Annotated in this window: 22 protein-coding genes and 2 pseudogenes; 7 read left to right on the top strand and 17 right to left on the bottom strand. The window is 70.5% G+C overall.

Features of this window, described 5'->3' with window-relative positions; translation table 11 throughout:
• Positions 1 to 84: 84 nt before the first annotated feature.
• The 3 genes from SRB17_RS13865 to SRB17_RS13875 all read right to left on the bottom strand — a co-directional run bounded on the left by SRB17_RS13865 (position 85) and on the right by SRB17_RS13875 (position 2,224).
• A complete protein-coding gene (locus SRB17_RS13865) occupies positions 85 to 837 on the bottom strand; it encodes a hypothetical protein (RefSeq protein ID WP_153538481.1) in 753 nt (250 codons plus the stop codon).
• Positions 834 to 1,322: a SigE family RNA polymerase sigma factor gene (locus tag SRB17_RS13870; RefSeq protein WP_153538483.1), complete on the bottom strand. Its 489-nt coding sequence runs from the start codon at positions 1,320 to 1,322 to the stop codon at positions 834 to 836. Before SRB17_RS13870 ends, SRB17_RS13865 begins: the two co-directional genes overlap by 4 nt.
• Positions 1,323 to 1,465: 143 nt before the next feature.
• Positions 1,466 to 2,224 carry a class I SAM-dependent methyltransferase gene (locus tag SRB17_RS13875; RefSeq protein WP_153538485.1) on the bottom strand — a complete coding sequence of 253 codons (759 nt, stop codon included), beginning with the start codon at positions 2,222 to 2,224 and terminating at the stop codon, positions 1,466 to 1,468.
• A 97-nt stretch (positions 2,225 to 2,321) separates the two neighbouring features.
• Here SRB17_RS13875 and SRB17_RS13880 point away from each other — a divergent pair, with 97 nt between their 5' ends.
• Positions 2,322 to 2,948 (top strand): CGNR zinc finger domain-containing protein, encoded by a 627-nt coding sequence (locus SRB17_RS13880; RefSeq protein ID WP_323375471.1) that lies wholly within the window; start codon positions 2,322 to 2,324, stop codon positions 2,946 to 2,948.
• Here SRB17_RS13880 and sodX read toward each other — a convergent pair.
• Positions 2,852 to 3,286, bottom strand: coding sequence for a nickel-type superoxide dismutase maturation protease (sodX, locus tag SRB17_RS13885; protein ID WP_153539615.1), 435 nt, complete (start codon positions 3,284 to 3,286; stop codon positions 2,852 to 2,854). The two genes, SRB17_RS13880 and sodX, sit on opposite strands and share 97 nt — an antisense overlap.
• 145 nt (positions 3,287 to 3,431) lie before the next feature.
• On the opposite strand from sodX, the gene sodN reads away from it, so the two are divergent.
• The gene (gene sodN, locus SRB17_RS13890) at positions 3,432 to 3,827 is read left to right on the top strand and encodes a superoxide dismutase, Ni (RefSeq protein ID WP_064535234.1); all 396 of its coding nucleotides are present in this window, start codon (positions 3,432 to 3,434) and stop codon (positions 3,825 to 3,827) included.
• Positions 3,828 to 3,834: 7 nt separating this feature from the next.
• On the opposite strand, the pseudogene SRB17_RS48065 reads toward sodN, so the two are convergent.
• From SRB17_RS48065 to SRB17_RS13905, 3 genes and pseudogenes are all read right to left on the bottom strand, one after another.
• A pseudogene (locus SRB17_RS48065) lies at positions 3,835 to 4,137 on the bottom strand (hypothetical protein); the annotation flags it as partial.
• A 96-nt stretch (positions 4,138 to 4,233) separates the two neighbouring features.
• Entirely contained in the window at positions 4,234 to 4,878 is a 645-nt protein-coding gene (locus SRB17_RS13900) for a response regulator (RefSeq protein ID WP_153538487.1), read from the bottom strand.
• Positions 4,875 to 5,186: an ATP-binding protein gene (locus tag SRB17_RS13905; RefSeq protein ID WP_194294004.1), complete on the bottom strand. Its 312-nt coding sequence runs from the start codon at positions 5,184 to 5,186 to the stop codon at positions 4,875 to 4,877. The genes SRB17_RS13900 and SRB17_RS13905 overlap by 4 nt, the downstream gene beginning before the upstream one ends.
• 44 nt (positions 5,187 to 5,230) lie before the next feature.
• On the opposite strand from SRB17_RS13905, the gene SRB17_RS13910 reads away from it, so the two are divergent.
• A complete protein-coding gene (locus SRB17_RS13910; protein ID WP_153538492.1) occupies positions 5,231 to 5,995 on the top strand; it encodes an ABC transporter permease in 765 nt (254 codons plus the stop codon).
• Between the two features lie 270 nt (positions 5,996 to 6,265).
• Here SRB17_RS13910 and SRB17_RS13915 read toward each other — a convergent pair whose 3' ends face one another.
• From SRB17_RS13915 to SRB17_RS13930, 4 genes are read right to left on the bottom strand one after another with little or no spacing between them, the layout of a single operon-like run.
• Positions 6,266 to 7,903: a glycoside hydrolase family 13 protein gene (locus SRB17_RS13915; RefSeq protein WP_153538494.1), complete on the bottom strand. Its 1,638-nt coding sequence runs from the start codon at positions 7,901 to 7,903 to the stop codon at positions 6,266 to 6,268.
• Between the two features lie 24 nt (positions 7,904 to 7,927).
• The gene (locus tag SRB17_RS13920) at positions 7,928 to 8,761 is read right to left on the bottom strand and encodes a carbohydrate ABC transporter permease (RefSeq protein ID WP_153538496.1); all 834 of its coding nucleotides are present in this window, start codon (positions 8,759 to 8,761) and stop codon (positions 7,928 to 7,930) included.
• The gene (locus SRB17_RS13925; protein ID WP_153538498.1) at positions 8,758 to 9,807 is read right to left on the bottom strand and encodes a carbohydrate ABC transporter permease; all 1,050 of its coding nucleotides are present in this window, start codon (positions 9,805 to 9,807) and stop codon (positions 8,758 to 8,760) included. The genes SRB17_RS13920 and SRB17_RS13925 overlap by 4 nt, the downstream gene beginning before the upstream one ends.
• 11 nt (positions 9,808 to 9,818) lie before the next feature.
• Positions 9,819 to 11,117: an ABC transporter substrate-binding protein gene (locus SRB17_RS13930; protein WP_323375474.1), complete on the bottom strand. Its 1,299-nt coding sequence runs from the start codon at positions 11,115 to 11,117 to the stop codon at positions 9,819 to 9,821.
• A 274-nt stretch (positions 11,118 to 11,391) separates the two neighbouring features.
• Between SRB17_RS13930 and SRB17_RS13935 the strand changes: the two genes are divergently transcribed.
• Positions 11,392 to 12,453, top strand: a complete 1,062-nt coding sequence (locus SRB17_RS13935) for a LacI family DNA-binding transcriptional regulator (RefSeq protein WP_323375476.1) — start codon at positions 11,392 to 11,394, stop codon at positions 12,451 to 12,453.
• A gap of 79 nt (positions 12,454 to 12,532) precedes the next feature.
• On the opposite strand, the gene SRB17_RS13940 is transcribed toward SRB17_RS13935, so the two are convergent.
• Positions 12,533 to 12,763: a hypothetical protein gene (locus tag SRB17_RS13940; protein WP_153538500.1), complete on the bottom strand. Its 231-nt coding sequence runs from the start codon at positions 12,761 to 12,763 to the stop codon at positions 12,533 to 12,535.
• A gap of 16 nt (positions 12,764 to 12,779) precedes the next feature.
• Positions 12,780 to 13,934: an inorganic phosphate transporter gene (locus SRB17_RS13945; RefSeq protein WP_153538502.1), complete on the bottom strand. Its 1,155-nt coding sequence runs from the start codon at positions 13,932 to 13,934 to the stop codon at positions 12,780 to 12,782.
• Between the two features lie 160 nt (positions 13,935 to 14,094).
• Here SRB17_RS13945 and SRB17_RS13950 point away from each other — a divergent pair, with 160 nt between their 5' ends.
• The 3 genes and pseudogenes from SRB17_RS13950 to SRB17_RS13960 all read left to right on the top strand — a co-directional run bounded on the left by SRB17_RS13950 (position 14,095) and on the right by SRB17_RS13960 (position 15,975).
• Positions 14,095 to 14,493, top strand: a complete 399-nt coding sequence (locus tag SRB17_RS13950) for a helix-turn-helix transcriptional regulator (protein WP_031224885.1) — start codon at positions 14,095 to 14,097, stop codon at positions 14,491 to 14,493.
• 247 nt (positions 14,494 to 14,740) lie between these two features.
• Positions 14,741 to 15,157 (top strand): VOC family protein, encoded by a 417-nt coding sequence (locus SRB17_RS13955; RefSeq protein WP_153538504.1) that lies wholly within the window; start codon positions 14,741 to 14,743, stop codon positions 15,155 to 15,157.
• 55 nt (positions 15,158 to 15,212) lie between these two features.
• Positions 15,213 to 15,975: pseudogene (locus SRB17_RS13960) on the top strand (VOC family protein).
• A 60-nt stretch (positions 15,976 to 16,035) separates the two neighbouring features.
• Here the strand turns inward: SRB17_RS13960 and SRB17_RS13965 are convergent.
• The 4 genes from SRB17_RS13965 to SRB17_RS13980 are packed head-to-tail and all read right to left on the bottom strand — an operon-like array spanning position 16,036 to position 17,698.
• Positions 16,036 to 16,368 carry a DUF952 domain-containing protein gene (locus SRB17_RS13965; protein ID WP_153538506.1) on the bottom strand — a complete coding sequence of 111 codons (333 nt, stop codon included), beginning with the start codon at positions 16,366 to 16,368 and terminating at the stop codon, positions 16,036 to 16,038.
• Between the two features lie 38 nt (positions 16,369 to 16,406).
• Positions 16,407 to 16,829 (bottom strand): YciI family protein, encoded by a 423-nt coding sequence (locus tag SRB17_RS13970; RefSeq protein ID WP_323375477.1) that lies wholly within the window; start codon positions 16,827 to 16,829, stop codon positions 16,407 to 16,409.
• Between the two features lie 30 nt (positions 16,830 to 16,859).
• A complete protein-coding gene (locus SRB17_RS13975) occupies positions 16,860 to 17,084 on the bottom strand; it encodes a hypothetical protein (RefSeq protein WP_153538508.1) in 225 nt (74 codons plus the stop codon).
• Positions 17,085 to 17,110: 26 nt separating this feature from the next.
• The gene (locus SRB17_RS13980) at positions 17,111 to 17,698 is read right to left on the bottom strand and encodes a dihydrofolate reductase family protein (protein WP_153538510.1); all 588 of its coding nucleotides are present in this window, start codon (positions 17,696 to 17,698) and stop codon (positions 17,111 to 17,113) included.
• Between the last annotated feature and the right edge of the window lie 77 nt (positions 17,699 to 17,775).

Raw genomic sequence — 17,775 nt, forward strand, 5'->3', positions numbered from 1 at the left:
ACGCACGGCAAGGGGCGGTACGGGATCCTCGTACCGCCCCTTTTCGCGCGCTCTCGTCGTACGCCCAGCTACGGCGGCTGCCCGCTACGGCAGCAGCTGCGGCTTCAGGGCCAGTTCGCGCAGCTGCGCCCGGCTCAGCGGGAACGTCTTGAGCAGCGGGCCCTGCGAGCCCTTGCCCAGGAAGCCCGTCCAGTCACGGACGAACAGCAGGCTGCCGTCCTTGCGCAGCAGCCGGGCCTGAAGTTCGGCGCCGTAGTACGACGGCCGGGTGAGCTTCTGGGCGGGTGCGAGCCAGATGGACAGCACGCCGCCGGGCACCTTCTCGTTGCTGCACTTCAGCACCGGCGGTGTCACGTTGCCGACCTTGCAGGGATCCCCGTCGGCCTGCTTGGCCTGCACCGCCTTCGCCGGCATCACGCGCACGGTGACGTATCCGACCCCGTCTTTCCGGGCGATGGCGTAGTCACCGTCGTACGGCCCCACGTCCTTGGGCAGCGGCGCGTTCGGCACCCCCTTGATCAGCCGCAGCAGCGAGACCTCCCGGACCTTGCCCACGCCCGGCGGCAGCAGCTTGGCGAAGCCCGCCGCACCGCCGCCGAACTCGCCGGCGGTCGGCGAGGCGGCCACGCTCTGCCCGTTCCCGCCGGGCAGCACGCCGGACCCGAGGGCGACGCCCCCCGCGACCACGGCGGCGACGACACCCGTCACCGCCGCGCGCCGGCGCCGGCGCAGCCGCGAGGCCCGCACGAACACGGCCTCGCTCCCCCGGCTCTCCGGTACGGGCACGGTGGCCGCCGCCTTCCACAGCAGTTCCCGCACGACTTCGTTCTCGCTCATACGTACTCCTCCCGCACCGCGGCCTTCAGCGCCGCCAGTCCCCTCGCCGTGTGGCTCTTGACCGTGCTCTCCCGCATCCCGAGCAGCTCGGCGGTGGCGGCCACGCTGAGGTCCTCCCAGTAGCGCAGCACGAGCACCGCCCGCTGTTGGGGCGCGAGTTCCGCGAGAGCGGCCCGGACCATCAGACCGGTGTCGTTGTCCACCGGCCGGCCCGGCAGGTCGGGCAGTTCGCCGTAGGCCTGTTCGCGCCGCCAGAACCGGCGGCGGGCCGAGATGAAGGTGTTGACCAGCGTCTTGCGCGCATACGCGTCGAGGTTCTCCAGACGCCCGTGCCTGCGCGCGCCGAGGACGACCCGCACGAGCGTCGTCTGGACGAGGTCCTCGGCCTCGTCGCGGTTGCCGCACAGCAGATAAGCGCTGCGGAACAGCGCCGTGCGTCTGCCCTCGACGAAGGCGTGCAGCGTCGCTTCCGCGCCCCGCGTCATCCCTCCCCCTTTCCGCCGGTCCACCGGATACGGACCGTCTCACCCGTTCCAGTGCGGTGGGAGTCCCCCCGGGACGCAGCGGAGGCGGTACGAATTTTCGTACCGCCTCCGCCCGTCGAACCGGGGTCCAGGAGAACCGGGGGCTACTTGAGGGCGAGCAGCAGCGTGTCCGACGGCGAGCACCACACCGGCCGGGCCTCGGCGAACCCCTGCGCGAGCAGCGTGCGGGCGTGCCAGGCGGCCGAGGGCGTGTCCCCCTCCGCGTGCTCGCCGTAGATCTCGAACCGGCGGGCGGTGGGCTCGGCGAGGACCGGGTCCTCGGCCGCGAGCTGCCACCATTCGGCCCAGTCCAGGGCGCCGTCCCGCTTGGCCTGATCCATGCGGGCGTGGCGCAGGGCGCGCTCGGCGGCGTTGATCCGGGGCGTGCTGTCGTCGATCATGTGGTCCGCGTTCATGAAGACACCGCCGTCGCGGACCAGCTCCGCGACCTGACCGTAGAGGGCCGCGAGGGGTTCGCTGTGCAGCCAGTGCAGGGCCGTTGCGGTCAGGACGGCGTCGTAGGAGTCGTACGGCAGCTTCGCCCGCCAGCCGGGATCCGTGAGGTCGGCCGCGACCAAGGTGACCCGCTCGTCGCCCTCGAAGGTGCCGCGCGCGATGGCGAGCAGGGCCGGGTCGAGGTCGACGCCGGTACTGGTGGCCTCCGGGAACCGGCGGAGCAGTCGCGCCGTGATGCTGCCGGTGCCGCACGCGAGGTCGAGGACCCGCGGGGCCGTACCGACCAGCGCCTCGACCATGTCGAGCATGATCCGGAAGCGCTCCTCCCGGTCCGGCATGTACCACTCCTGCTGCCGGTCCCAGCTCTCCTGCCACGCGGCCCAGTCGGTGCCGGTGCTCGTCGTCATGGAGCCTGTCCCCCTTGTCTGCGTAATACCCTGGAAGCACGACCGGCTGTTACCCGACCGCAGACACGACCATAAAGCGCCCTCGTAAGGACTACAAGTGGAACTGGCCTATTACTCGGATTACGCCGTCCGTCTCGTCAACAGCGAGGAACCGGTCCGGGGCAAGGACTCGCTGACCTCGGTCGAGGCCGTCCGCGACCTGTTCGGTGACATGTCGGCGGCCCGCCGCGCCACCGACGCCGATGTCACGCGCTTCCGCTCGGTGCGGGCGCGGCTGCGCGGGGTGTTCGAGGCGGCCGACAAGGGCGACGAGACGCTGGCCGTGGACCTGCTGAACTCACTTCTGCTCGAGTTCCCGGTGTCGCCGCAGATCTCCGGCCACGACCACCGCGACGAGGACGGCCGCCCGCTGTGGCACATGCACCTGGCCGACCACCCGTCGAACGCAACCGCGGGCTACGCGGCGATCGCCGCGATGGGCCTGGCCTTCCACCTCACCGAGTACGGCGTCGACCGCCTCGGCCTGTGCGAGGCCGCACCCTGCCGCAACGCCTACCTCGACACCTCCACCAACCGCTCCCGGCGCTACTGCTCCGACCGCTGCGCGACCCGCGCGAACGTGGCCGCCTACCGGGCCCGCAAGCGCCTGGAGGCCGACCGGTCGGGCAGCAACGGCCTCGCCGCCGAGAGCACCCAGCGCACCAGCGCCAGCGGCGAACGCTGACCGGCGGGCAGTGGCCGGTACCGGAAGCGCGCACGCCCGAGGACGAGCTCGTCGGGTACGACGCCGTAGTCCGTGCTGTCCCCACCCGCGTACGGATTGTCCCCGAGCACCCACCAGCCGCCGTCGCGCCGCTCCACGGCTCGCTTGACGACGAGCAGGTCCTGCTGGAACGGATGCCGCAGGACGACGACGTCGCCCGCCCTGACCGACGCGCCGTACTGCACCAGCAGCCGGTCCCCGTGCAGGAGGGTGGGCACCATGGACGGCCCGGTCACTTCCGCCACCCCGAAGGGCGCCACGGCCCTCCCCCGCTCGGTCTCCTGCGACAGCTCCGGCATCCCCGGCACCTCCCCGGTCCGTTCCTCCACCAGTCTCAGTCTGACCCTGGACTTTTGTCCTAAGCCCTAGGGGGCACCCGAGAAATCGCCTTGCTCAGGGAGTAATGTCGCACCTGAGAAGACGATCACGAGGAAGGAATGCTCCATGCTTTCCCGCCTGTTTGCCCCCAAGGTCAAGGTCAGCGCCCACTGCGACCTGCCCTGCGGCGTGTACGACCCGGCCCAGGCCCGCATCGAGGCGGAGTCGGTGAAGGCCGTCCAGGAGAAGATGGCCGGCAACGACGACCCCCACTACCAGGCGCGTGCCACCGTCATCAAGGAGCAGCGCGCGGAGCTCGCGAAGCACCACGTCTCCGTGCTGTGGAGCGACTACTTCAAGGCCCCGCACTTCGAGAAGTACCCGGAGCTGCACCAGCTGGTCAACGACACCCTGAAGGCCCTCTCGGCCGCCAAGGCGTCCACCGACCCGGCGACGGGCCAGAAGGCGCTGGACTACATCGCCCAGATCGACAAGATCTTCTGGGAGACCAAGAAGGCCTGATCTTTTCTTACGCCTTCTGACCTGCGGTTTCCTTGATTGCAGCGTCACTCTGTCCGCACCCGGTCCGCAGGCCGCCGAACACGGCGTCCATGACGGTCCGGGTGCGGTCAGAAGTGGCGCAGGTCGTGGGTCACCATGTGGGGCAGCTCGACGGGCTTACGCCCCTCGCGCTCGGCTGCCTCGTCTCGCCTATACGCAAGCCCGATCCGGCGAGGGTGACGATCGCCGCGCGCATGTACGGCGGCATCACACGGGCCATGGCCTCAACCTGCGCGACCGTGGGCGGGGTGACCTCCTCGTCCGGCATGGGCCCCGTAGCCACAGTGTCCGGGACGTCACGGCGCAGTTGCAGCGGATCCTGACGGGGGATGGGCCGGCGCGATGCGATGGTCTGCTACGCGGCTGGTCAGACGATGCCTGACTCGTAGGCGGCGATGCCGAGTTGGACCCGATCGCGGGCGTCCAGCTTGGTCAGCAGCCGCGCCATGTGGCTCTTGGTGGTGGCCATGCTGATGTACAGGTGGGCGGCGATCTCGGCGTTGGACATGCCGCGTCCGACAAGGGTCAGCACTTCGCGTTCGCGATCGGTGATCCCCTTGATCTCACGTCGGCGTCGGGCCGGGGCGACGCCCCGGCCGGTGAACTCCCGGATGAGGCGGCGAGTGACGCCGGGTGCGATCAGGGCGTCGCCGGCGGCTACGACGCGGACCGCCGTCACGATGTCGTCCAGCACCATGTCCTTGATCAGGAAGCCGCTCGCGCCGGCGTGCAGCGAGGCGTGGACGTTCTCGTCGTCGTCGAAGGTGGTGAGGATGACCACGCGTGCCGGGGATTCCGTCGTGATGAGCCGGGTGGCCTCGATGCCGTCCATGACGGGCATCCGGATGTCCATCACGACGACGTCGGGGTGGACATCGGTGGCCAACCGGACCGCCTCGGCGCCGGTCCCGGCTTCACCGACGATCTCGATGTCCGGGATGTCGTTGATCAGCATGCGCAGTCCGGCGCGGACCACTGGCTGATCGTCGGCGAGGAGCACACGGATCGTCATATGGGCAGCCTAGCCGCGACCCGGAAGCCGCCTTCGGCACGCGGTCCGGAGCTGAAGTGGCCGTGGAGCAGGGCGATGCGCTCGCGCATTCCGGTGATTCCGTAGCCGTTACGCGGGTTCGTGGCCGCCCTCGCGTGTCCGTCGTCGGTGATCGCGATGGACAGCTCCTCCTCCGCGTACTCGACGCGGACGAGGCAGTGGGCGGCTCCCGCGTGACGTACGACGTTGGTCACCGACTCCTGGATGACACGGTAGGCGGCGAGCTCGATCTCGGAGGCGAGCGGGCGGCGTCGGCCATGCCACTGCACCTCCAGCCGCAGCCGGCGACGAACCGCGCGGCCGGTTCCGCGACCTGCTCGCCGCGGAACGGATCAAACTGTTCTCGCAGCGCTCGACCTACGTCCTGCTGGCACTCACTCCGGTGATCACCGTCTGCGGTGAGTGGTTCACCTGTTCGGGTGTCCACCTTGTCGGTGCGTCGGCGCATACCGCTTACGATCCGCTGAGAGGCTCCTTCAACTCCGGCACGTGGGGCTTCCTCATGGTCGGCGCCGGCATCCTCGGCACCCTGGCCATGAGCAGCGAGTACTCCAGCGGACTGATCCGCACGACCTTCCTCGCCGTCCCGAACCGTCGGCGTGTCGTACTCGCCAAGGCGGTCGTCGTCGCGAGCGTCACGTCCGTCGTCGGCCTCATCACCGCGATCGCTTCGTTCATCACCGCCCAGACGATCCTGTCCGGCGACCGACTGGGCATCCCGATCGGTCAGCCCGGTGTCCTGCAGGGCTTTGTGGCGTCCACCGCGATCCTGCCGGTGTGCGCGGTCATCGGCATGGCCGTCGGCACACTCATCCGAACCTCCGCGGCTGCCCTGTTCACGACCGTCCTAGCCCCGGTCCTGCTGGGCGCCGTACCTACCGGCGGCAACCAGTTGACGGCCGCACTGAGCAACTCGGCACCCCAGAACGCGTGGAACACCCTGACCAGCCTCGGCACCGAGTGGGACAGCGTCGGTCCCTTTCCTCCCACGGCACTCCAGTCCTGGACCGCGCTCGCCTTCTGGCCGCTCCTCACGCTTCTCGCCGCCCTCATCGTCGTGCGCCGCCGTGAGGTCTGACCGGTCCACTCGGGCGGTCGTCATCCGCGGACCGCCTGAGCTTTACGGCTCCATCTCCAGTTGAACCTCGTTGCCGCCTCCCCGGAGGCCGGATGTGAGGCATTCCGTGGGCAGTTCGCGGGGCAGCCGGGTCGGGCGTGATGAGTACCCGGCGTCGATCCGCTCCTACGTCATCGGCGCCCCTCCCTTATGGGCGAGTCCCTGTATCAGGCGCCCTTGTCCAGACGAGACAACGGGGCGGCCGCCCAGCGGCTGGGAACTCCCCTTCCGTTACACCGCCAGCCAAGCCGCCTGGTCGGGACCCAGTAGGCCGTTCGCCACAGGGCCGCTGGTCAGCAGGATCATGGTGTGGGCGGGCAGGGGACACGGCTCGGGGGAGAGGTTGACCACGCAGACGAAGCCGGGGTCGCGGTGGAAGGCGAGGACTCCGGCGGGGGTGTCCAGCCAGGTGAGGGTGCCGTCGCCGAGGGCGGGGTGCTCGCGGCGACGGCGCAGCGCGGCGCGGTAGAGCTCCAGCATCGAGGTCGCGTCGCCGGTCTGCGCCTCGACGGTGTGCGCGGCCCAGTCCGCGGGCTGCGGCAGCCAGGGCGCGGCGGAGGCGTCCTCGGGGCTGAAGCCGTACGGTGCGCTGCGGCCGGACCAGGGGATCGGCACGCGGCAGCCGTCGCGGCCGCGGTCGGTGTGGCCGGAGCGTTCCCAGACGGGGTCCTGGAGGACGGATTCGGGGAGGTCCTCGACCTCGGGCAGGCCGAGTTCCTCGCCCTGGTAGACGTAGGCGCCGCCGGGCAGGGCGAGCATCAGGAGGGCGGCGGCGCGGGCGCGCCGGGTGCCCAGTTCCAGGTCGAGGGGGCCTTCGGGTTCGTAGCGCTCGTTGGCCACCCAGCGTTTGGCCGCCCTGCGGCCGTACCGGCTGGCGTGCCGCATGACGTCGTGGTTGGAGAGCACCCAGGTGGCGGGGGCGCCGACGGCGCCGAGCATGGCGAGGGAGTCGTCGATGACCGTGCGCAGGTCCTTCGGGTCCCAACTGGACATCAGGAAGTCGAAGTTGAAGGCGGTGTGCAGGCCGTCGGCGCGGACGTAGGCCGCCAGCCGCTCGGGGGTGTCCGCCCAGGCCTCGGCGACGAAGCACCGGTCCCCGGGAAACTCGTCGGCCACCTTGCGCCAGGCCCGGTAGACGTCGTGGACCTCGTCGCGGTCCCAGTGCGGGTGGTCGAGGTGCTGCCCGCGCCGTGCGGGCCCGGCCCCAGGCGGCGGCAGGTCGGGCAGTTCGGGGTGCTTGATCAGGCCGTGTGCCACGTCGATGCGGAAGCCGTCCACGCCGCGGGCGAACCAGAATCGCAGGACCGACTCGAACTCGGCCCGTACCTCGGGGTGCTGCCAGTTCAGGTCGGGCTGCTGCGGGGCGAAGAGGTGCAGGTACCACTCCCCGTCCGGCAGCCGGGTCCAGGCCGGGCCGCCGAAGGAGGAGACCCAGTCATTGGGCGGCAGGGCGCCGTCGGAGCCGCGGCCGGGGCGGAAGACGTAGCGCTCGCGCTCCGGGCTGCCCGGTCCGGCCGCCAGCGCCGCCTGGAACCAGGCGTGCTGGTCGGAGGTGTGGTTGGGCACCATGTCGGGGATGATGCGGATCCCGTGCCGGTGGGCCTCCTCGATGAGCTGCTCGGCCTCCTCCACGGTGCCGAACAGCGGGTCGATCGCACGGTAGTCGGCCACGTCGTAACCGTGGTCCGCCTGCGGCGACTTGTACCACGGGTTGATCCACAGGGCGTCCACGCCCAGCGCCTCGAGGTACGGCAGGCGGGAGCGGATGCCGGCGATGTCGCCGACGCCGTCCCCGTTACCGTCGGCGAAGCTGCGGATGTAGACCTGGTAGATGACGGCGCTGCGCCACCAGGGTGCGGTACCGGGCATGCTGTTCCTTAACAGTGAGAGGGTCTACTTCGCGGCGCCGGCGGTCAGTCCGGCGACGATGCGGCGCTGGAAGAGCAGCACCATGACCACCAGCGGGATCGTGACGAGGACACCCGCGGCCATCTGGCTGCCGAACGGGGTCTCGTACGTCGTGGCGCCGGTGAACTTGGAGATGGCGACCGGTGCGGTCTGCATGTTCGGCCGGTTGGTCATCGACAGGGCGATGAGGAACTCGTTCCAGGCGGCGATGAACGTGATGATCGCGGTGGTGAAGATGCCGGGTGCGGCGAGCGGGATGATGATCTTGCGGAAGGCCTGGCCGCGGGTGCAGCCGTCGACCATGGCGGCGTGCTCCAGCTCGTCCGGCATCTGCCGGAAGAACGTGGTCAGGTTCCACACCGCGAGCGGCAGCGCGAAGGACATGCTCGGCACGATCATGGCCTGGTAGGTGTTGATCCAGCCGATGTCCGTGAACAGCTTGAGCAGCGGCACCACGATCGACACGACCGGGAACATCGAGGTGGCGATGATCAGGGTGAGGATCAGCCGCTTGAACCGGAACTCCAGCCGGGCCATCGCGTAGGCGGTGAACGTGGCCAGCAGCAGCGCCAGCACAGTGGTGGTGCCGGCCACGACCAGGCTGTTGAGCAGCGCCCGGGTGAATCCCTGGGAGGCGCCGAACAGCGACCGGTAGTTCGCGAACGACACCGGGGACGGGACGAGCGAGGTGTCGAAGATGTCGGAGGTGCGGCGCAGGCTGGAGACCAGCATCCAGTAGAACGGGGCCAGACAGTAGGCCACCACCGCGGCGACCCCCACGTACAGCATCCGGCCGCGCCACTTCGCCGTGGTCGTCATGCCGTCACCTCCGCACGGCGCGCGAACACGAGCCTGCCTCTCCTCCGGCGCCCGACCGAGCCGCCGCCGGCGTCGCCGACGAGGTCGGCGCCCAGCAGCCCTACGAAGGCGAGCGCGATGAGGAAGACGTACAGGAAGAGCAGGACCGCATACGCGGAGGCCGGGCCGAAGCGGACGTTGGACGCCTCGTTCTGCGCCAGCATGGACAGGGTCTCCACCGAGTTCTTCTGCGCGCCGATCAGGATGTACGGCAGGTCGAACATCCGCAGCGCGTCCATGCAGCGGAACAGCATCGCCACCAGCAGAGCGGGTTTCACCAGCGGCAGCGTGATGTGCCAGAACCGGCGCAGCGCCCTGGCGCCGTCGATGCGGGCCGCCTCGTAGACCTCGTTCGGGATCACCTGCAGTCCGGCCAGGACCAGCAGCCCGATGAACGGGGCGGTCTTCCACACCTCGGCGACGATGACCGCGACCTTGGCGTGGAAGCCCTCGGTGGTCCACAGGATCTGGTGGCCGATCAAGGCGTTGGCGATGCCGTCACTGTTGAAGATCCACCGCCACAGCAGACCGGAGATGGCCGTGGGCACCGCCCAGGGGACCAGGATGCTCGCCCGGACCAGGGCCCGGCCGCTGAACGCCCGGTGCATGATGAGGGCCATGGCCACACCGATCACCGTCTCCAGACCGACGGTGACGACGGTGAAGAAGGTGGTGTTCCAGAAGGCGTTCCAGAACCGGTCCCCGGCCGCGCCGAAGATGTCGGCGTAGTTCCTCAGCCCGACGAACGGCTCGGTGCTGCGGATGAAACCGGTCTTCGGGTCCAGCCCCTTCGGCCCGTACAGCGACTCCCGCAGGGCCATCACCGTCGGGTACAGCACGACGACCGTCAGCACCAGGAGCGTCGGGGACACCAGCAGGGCCGCCATCCGCCGGGCGCCGGCCGTGGCCTGGGTCCGGGAGCGCGGCCGCGGGCCCGTCACCGGTGCACGGGACGCGGGGTGGGACTCGCCGGCGGCGGGTCCGGGCGGGATCTCGATGTCGGTCATGGCCCCGCTCCTCACTGCGCCGTGGCCTTGAGCAGCTCCTGCTGCAGGTCCTTCAGCGCCTGTGCGCTGCTCTTGGTGCCGGTCAGCGCGGCGTACGCCTCCGCCTGGACCGCCGAGGTCACATCGCCGTACTGGACGACGCGCGGGCGCGGCGCGGCGCGCAGGATCGACTGCTTGAGGACGGGGAGGTACGGGTACTGCCCGGTCAGGGCCGGGTCGTCGTACAGGGCCGCGTACGGCGGGGCCAGCGAGGCCTTTTCGAGGAAGGTCTTCGCGGTGGCCTCACTGCTGTAGAACTTCATGAAGTCCAGGGCGGTGGCCTTGTTCTTGGCGAAGGACGACAGGGCCAGGTTGTGTCCGCCGAGGCTGGAGGCGCCGGGTCCGTTCAGGCCGGGCAGCGGCGCGACGGCGTACTTGCCGGCCACCTTGCTCTTGCCGGCGAGCGCGTACATGTACGGCCAGTTGCGCAGGAAGACCAGCTTGCCGGCCTGGAACGCCTGCCGGCCGTCCTCCTCCTGATAGGTGATGGCCTCCTTGGGGATCGTGCCGTCGCGGAACGAGCCGGCGAGGAAGTCCAGGCCCTTCCGCGCCGCGGGGGTGTCCACATCGGGCTTGCCGTTGGGGTCGGCGACGGAACCGCCGGCGGAGTTCACGGCCTCGGAGAAGTTCACCGTCAGGCCCTCGTACTTCTGGAACTGCCCGGCGTAGCAGGACGCGCCCTTGGCCTCGGGCAGCTTCTTCACCTTGGCGCAGTCGGCCTTCAACTCCGCCCAGGTCGTGGGGGGCTTGCCGATGCCGGCCCGCTTCAGCAGGTCGGTGCGGTAGTACAGCATTCCGCCGTCGGAGCTGGCCGGGGCCGCATACAGACCGCCGCGGTACTTCGCGGTCTCCACCACCGGCTTGAGCATCTTGTCCAGCGGGAAGCTCTGCGCGGGCAGCTTGTCGATCCATTGGTGGGCGGCGAACTCCGAGGTCCACACGACGTCGAGGGAGAGCACCGTGTAGGCGTCGGACTTCGTCTCCGCGTTCTGGATCATCTGCTGGCGCTGCGCGTCGGCGTCCGTCGGCAGCTGGATGAAGGTGACCTTCTCCTTGGGGTGCAGCTTGTTCCACTGGTCGAGGATCGGCTGGACGGCGCCGGTGGTGTCCTTTCCTGCCACGTAGGTGATGGGGCCGCGGCCGGTGAAGGAGGCGGACCCGGACTTCCCCGAGGCACCGCCGTCGTCGGACGAGCCGCAGGCGGCGAGGAGGAGTCCGGCGGCGGCGAACGCGGCCGAGCATCGAAGGGCTCTGGCGGTTGTGGTCTTCACTGTCTCTCCTGGTCGTGCGGAACCTGAGGCGACTCTGTTGTGAGACTGCGTTGTCACAGCAACTTCTTGATCAAACACGCAGGTCAAAGCCACTGCCCTGCACCCACAGGAATCGGCTTTGACTTGGTCGAGACAACGCTTGCACGCTAGGAGTGGGCCAAGCGGAAGTCAATGCGTTACTTCCGGGTAATGACACGACAGCAGGCCTCTGGCGCCATGAAAGCGCTGTCACGCGGAGCCTCGACAGCGGGTTCGTTGTGCTACCGTCCGTGACATGCCACCAGCTCAGCGACACCCCACGATGGCTGACGTCGCCGAACGGGCCGGGGTGTCCACGTCCACCGTCTCGCGGACCCTGCGCGGCCTGACCACCGTCTCACCGGACGTCCGCGCCCGCGTCGAACAGGCTGCCCGCGAACTGAACTTCGCCGTCTCCCGGCAGGCCGCAAGCCTTGTCACGGGGAAGACCGGGACCGTGGCGGTGCTCGTCCCCACCCTCAACGCGTGGTTCATGGGCTCGGCCCTGTCCAGCCTGGCCCCGGTGCTGCGGGCGGCGGGCATGGAGCTGACGGTCTACGTGATCCCCGACCTCGCCGCGCGGGACTCGTTCTTCGACCGGCTGCCCGCCCGCCGGAACGCCGACGCGCTGCTGGTCTTCTCCTTCGACCTCACCGCGGAGGAGACCGACCGGCTGGACACCCTCGGGATGCCGGTCATCTACGTGAGCCAGCACGTCGACGGCCGCCCCAGCGTGTACGTCGACGACGTCGCCGGCGCCCTGCACGGCACCCGGCACCTGCTCAACCTCGGTCACCGCCGCATCGCCTTCATCAAGACGGTGGGCGCGAGCGGCTTCTCGTTCAGCTCCAACGAGCGGCTGGTCGGCTACCAGCAGGCGCTCACCGAAGCGGGCATCCCGCTCGACGACGGCCTGGTGGCCGCCCTGCCGGTCCGCGACGATCGCGCCACCGCGGAAGCGCTCGGAAAGCTGCTGAGCCTGCGCGAACCGCCCACCGCGGTCTTCGCCGAACAGGACGAGGTCGCCGTCGCCGTCATCCGGGCCCTGCGCCGGACACACATCGAGGTACCCGCACAGATGTCCGTCCTGGGCTTCGACGACCAGCCGGTGGCCGACTGGTTCGACCTGTCCACCATCGCCCAGTCACCCTCGGACATCGGCCGCGAGGCCGGCCGGCTGGCCCTGAGCCTGATCGACGACTCCGAGGCGGACCACAAGCAGCACATCGTGCTGCCCACCCATCTGATCCCACGGGCCACCACCGCACCCGCCCCGCACGGCGAACGGGACACCGAGGGCGAACTCCCGCGCGCCTGAGGCCTTCTGTCGAACGAGTTCGGCAAGGGGGCCCGATCGGTTTCCCCTCGACCGGGCCCCTGCTGGTACGGACGCGCCGTCAGTGGAACTGCGGAACGATCAGATAGATCCCGTACGCCACCACCGCCGCGCAGGCGAGGAAGCACAGGCCGGCCAGGGCACGGCCCGCGGTGGCGGCTCCGGCCTCGGCGCGGTCGGCTTCGGCGCGGGACAGACCCAGGACGCCGAAGGTGAAGACGACGACCACGGCGACCGTGACGCCGAGGCTGACCGCGGCGACCTTGCCGAGGGCGGACCAGTCGACATGCATGGGGGCTCCCGGAGGTTCAGGCGGCCGTGCCGACGTTCGTCGGAGCCGGGGTGCGGAGGGTGACCTCGTGGTGGTCGTTGACGTTGTCGGCGCGCACCGGGTTGCGGCGGGACGCGGCGACGATCGCGGCGGCGAGGGCCAGCGCGACCAGGGCGATGACCGCCGTACCGAGGTTGCCGCCGTGCTTGACCACGCTCGCCGCGAGGCCGCCCACCAGCGCGGCGGCGGGCAGGGTGATCAGCCAGGCGAGCACCATGCGTCCGGCCACGCCCCAGCGGACCTCCGCGAGCCGGCGGCCCAGCCCCGCGCCCAGGATGCTGCCCGAGGCGACCTGGGTCGTGGACAGCGCGAAGCCCAGGTGTGCCGAGGTGAGGATCACGGTCGTGGACGCCGTCTCGGCGGCGAACCCCTGCGGTGACTGGATCTCCGCCAGGCCCTTGCCCATGGTGCGGATGATCCGCCAGCCGCCCAGATAGGTGCCGAGGCCGATGGCGACGCCGGCCGCGCCGATCACCCACACCGGCGGGCCCGCGTCGTGGCCGAGGGCGCCGGCCGAGATCAGGGTCAGCGTGATCACGCCCATCGTCTTCTGTGCGTCGTTGGTGCCGTGCGCGAGGGACACCAGGGAGGCGGAGGCGATCTGGCCGAGGCGGAAGCCCTTGGTCACCGAGTCCTGGCGGGCGCGGGCGGAGAGCCGGTAGGCGAGGTAGGTGGCGACCAGGGCGGCCACGCCGGCCACCACCGGGGAGGCCACTGCCGGGATCAGCACCTTGTCGACGACCTTGTCGACGTGCACGCCGTCGGAGCCCGCACCGACCCAGACCGCGCCGATCAGGCCGCCGAAGAGGGCGTGGGAGGAGCTGGAGGGCAGTCCGGCGAGCCAGGTCACCAGGTTCCACAGGATCGCGCCGACCAGCCCGGCGAAGATCATCGCTGGGCTGACCAGGGTGTCGTCCACGATCCCGCCGGAGATCGTCCTGGCGACCTCGGTGGACAGAAAGGCCCCGACGATATTGAGGATCCCGCTGACCAGAACCGCGGTGCGCGGCTTGAGCGCGCCGGTGGCGATGGAGGTCGCCATCGCGTTCGCGGTGTCGTGGAACCCGTTCGTGAAGTCGAACGCCAGTGCCGTGACGATGACGACCGCCACGAGGAACGTGATGTGGTCCATTCCCCCAGGCAAGCAAGGCCGGGCCAATGCGCGGGGAACTGAAGGCGAACGGTGTGTCGAATGTGGGGGAGCCTGTTGTGCAGTCCTGTGCGAAACCGTTGTATCTCCCGGTGTTCTCTCGCGTTCTCCCGCTGTCAGTGCCCTGTGCCAAGCTGTGGACGTGACGCTGGACGACCTCAGACGGCTGCGGCGCGTGCGCGACCGCATGGACCGTGAGTACGCCGAGCCGCTCGACATGACGGAGCTGGCCCGGGGCGCCCACATGTCCCCGGGGCACTTCCAGCGCAGCTTCCGCAAGGCCTTCGGGGAGACGCCGTACAGCTATCTGATGACCCGCAGGATCGAGCGGGCCAAGGCGCTGCTGCGCCGGGGCGACCTCACCGTGACCGAGGTGTGCCTCGCCGTGGGGTGTACGTCACTCGGCTCCTTCAGCTCCCGCTTCACCGAGCTGGTCGGGGAGACGCCGAGCGCGTACCGGGCCCGTGACCACGAGGAGAGCGCGGTGATCCCGTCCTGCGTGGCGCGTACGTTCACCCGCCCGCGCCGCCGCCCCTACTGAACGGCGCGCCCCCTGCCCCCCTCCCCTCCTACGCGACCGGGCTCACCGCCCCCGTGCACGACCGGCCTCGATGCCCGCCCGCACCGGCCCATCGGCACCGCCGCCCCAGGGTCCCCGCACTGTCGGCACCGCCGCCCTCGGTCTCCCCGAGCACCCGCCGCCCGCCCCTCCCCGTCTTCCTCCCTCTCCCGGCGCCGCTTTCCTGTCGGCTCGCGCGCTCCGGACCGGATGGGCCTAGCGTGAGCCCATGGACGTGAAACTCAAGAACTGCTTCATCGCGGTGGACGACCACGACAAGGCGCTCGCCTTCTACCGTGACGTGCTCGGCCTGGAGGTCCGCAATGACGTGAGCTTCGAGGACATGCGCTGGGTGACGCTGGGCTCGCCGCTGCAGCCGGACGTCGACATCGTGCTGGAGCCGCCCGGCGCGAACCCGGACGCCTCCCCCGCCGACCGGCAGGCGATGGCCGAGCTGCTGGCCAAGGGCATGCTCCGGGGTGTCATCTTCACCACCGAGGACTGCGACTCCCTGTTCGAGCGGGTGCGGGCGTCCGGCGCCGATGTGCTCCAGGAACCGACGGACCAGCCGTACGGGGTGCGCGACTGCGCCTTCCGGGACCCGGCGGGCAACCAGCTCCGCTTCCTGCAGCGGCCCGCGGAGTGAATGCTGCGGCCGAATTCCCTGAATCGGTCGAGGAGTCGGCACCTGCACTCCGCCCGTGATCATTCGCTGGACGTACGCCTTCGCCGACCGGCCCACCGAGCGGCCCACCGAGGCGCGCGCCTTCTGGCCGGCCGTCACCGGCACCCGGGCGTCCCGGCCCCGCGGTGAGCAGGGCGTTTTCCTGACCCTGCCGCCGCAGGGGGCGGCCGGGACGGACGCGTGCGTGAAGCTCCAGGGCGTCGCCGAGGGCGACGGCGGCGACCACCTCGACCTCTGGCGCCGAGGATGTACGGGAGTTGACCGGAGCGGCCCTGGAACCCGGCGCGGAGCCGGTGGCGGACCACGGCGACCGGGCCGTACTGCGGTCTCCGGCGGGGCAGTTGTTCTGAGCCGGGCCCTGGCACGGGGAGGCGGTACGGCCGCCGGTGGTGGGGGAAGCCGGCTGGACCGGGGGTGCCTGGACATCCCGCCGTCGGCGTACGCCGCCGAGTCGGACTTCGGGGCCGGCCTCACCGGCTGGGAGCGGCTGACGGGGCGCGGCCGGAGTTCGAGGTGCTGAGGCCGCCGGCGGGGCTGCCCGTCCGGATCCTCTCCAACGACTCGACGCCGAACGCCCCGCCGCCGCCCATGTCGACCTCGCCTGCGCGGACGTCGCCGCCGTCCGCGCCCGGCACGAGGAGCACGGCGCCGTCGTGGTGGGCGGCGGCCCGCACTGGACGGTGCTGCGCGATCCGGCGGGCGGCGTCCATTGCCTGACCGGCCGCGACCCGCGGCCGGGTGGCCTGGCGGACGGTGCTCGGCCCTTGCCGGACGCGTAAGCGCTCACCGCCACCGGTGACGGCGCCGGTCACCCCCGCCGGTCGTCACCTCCTCGCCAGTCACGCCCAGGGCTCCACGTCCACCACGGCGTCGGCCGGCACCGGCCCGTACACGTGCGGGAACTCCTCCCCGCCGGGCTCCACGGCCTCGTACTTCACCGGTACGCCGACCAGGGCCGGGTCCACGACCAGCACGACCAGCTCGTCCGGGCCGTCGTAGCCGCCGTAGAGGAACTCGGCGATGCGCGGGAGCTGTTCGCGGGTGGAGAAGTGGATGAAACCCTCCTCCTGCAGGGTGCGGCCCCGGGTCGACACCTCATAGGTGCCGCGCTCGCGCGCCGCCTCCCACAGGGAGCGCTCGGTGAGGTGGACGATGTGCGGAAGTTTCGGCATGCGGCCACGCTACGGCCTCGGCCGGGCCGCGCGTCTGCTCATGCGGCGCCGATGTCGTCGGCGGCGTCCATGATCGGCCGGATCACCACGGGGTAGGCGACCGCGCCCTCGGGGCCGGGACAGCGGGTGACACGTTCGGCGATCTCGGTGACCCGGTCCAGGCTCGCGCAGTCCACCAGCCAGTAACCGGCCGGCAGCGCGTCGGTATCGCCGTACGGGGCGTCGGTGATCACGGTCTCGCCGTCCTCGCCGCGCGCGACCAGCCGGGTCCGGACAGGCTCGGCCAAGCCCTCCGCGTCGATCAGTTCGCCGGACTCGACGAGGTCGTCGTTGATCGCGCTCATGTACAGGTACATGGCCTTGAGCTGCACCTCGGTCCAGGCAGGGGCGCGCTCGGTGGGCTTGCCGGCCATCGCGTCGTAGTCCGCCTGCGTGCCCTGCACCATCACCAGGTACTTCACGGTCCGCTCCTTCGGCTCGGAACCCCCGGCTCAGGATGTCCCGGCCGCGGATTCACCGGGGTGCGGGGGCCCGGTCCCGTCGTCGGGGGCCTCCGGTGCCGCGGGCTCGACCGGCTTTCCGTAGGCCGCGCAGTCGGGGTTGCGGCAGGGGCCCGGACCCCACACCGGTACCCAGGCGCCCAGCGTCTTGCGCCGTCCGACGACCGTGTCGACGGGCCGGCCGCAGACGGGACAGACGTGGTCCTCGCTGTCCATGTGCTCAGGGTAGGGCGGGCCGGGGTTCAGCGCTTCCTGCGGTACGTCCGCACCAGCGCGCCGTTGCCGAAGGTGCGCACCGAGTCCAGGGTGAACTCCTTGATGTCGAGGCCGGTGCCGAACATCGGCATGCCGGTGCCGTACACGAGGGGGTAGGTCTTGATGACGAGTTCGTCGATCTCCTCGAGCAGCACGCCCGCGAGCCGCGCACCACCGCACAGGTAGATGTCCAACCCCCCTTCCTCGGCCTTCAGTTCGCGCACCCGGCCGACCATGTCCTCGGCGATGACCTCGACGTTCGGGTCGGGAGAGCTGCCCAGCGTGCGCGAGGCGACGTACTCGCGCAGATGGGCGTAGGGGCTGGTGATGCCCTCCTTCAGCGCCAGCTCGTAGCTGGCCCGGCCCTGGATGACGGTGTCGAACCGCTTGTTCTCCAGGTGGTCCAGGCCCAGCGGCTTGCGGACGTGGGTGGGCAGGGTCTCCGGGAACTCCGTGGTGAGGAAGCCGAGGAACTCGTCGTCCAGGAAGCGGCGCACCATCTCTGAGGCGTCGCCGTGCTCGTCGCCGATGAAGCCGTCGAGCGAGCAGGCGATGAAGTACGTGAGCTTTCGCAAGCTTGGTCTCTTTTCGTAGGCTGCGGGGCGGCCGCCCGACCACTCCGCCTGTAGTGCTTCATTTGTAGTACTCCGGT

Origin of the sequence: Streptomyces sp. RB17 (assembly GCF_009604455.1) — a bacterium.
Taxonomy (GTDB): domain Bacteria; phylum Actinomycetota; class Actinomycetes; order Streptomycetales; family Streptomycetaceae; genus Streptomyces.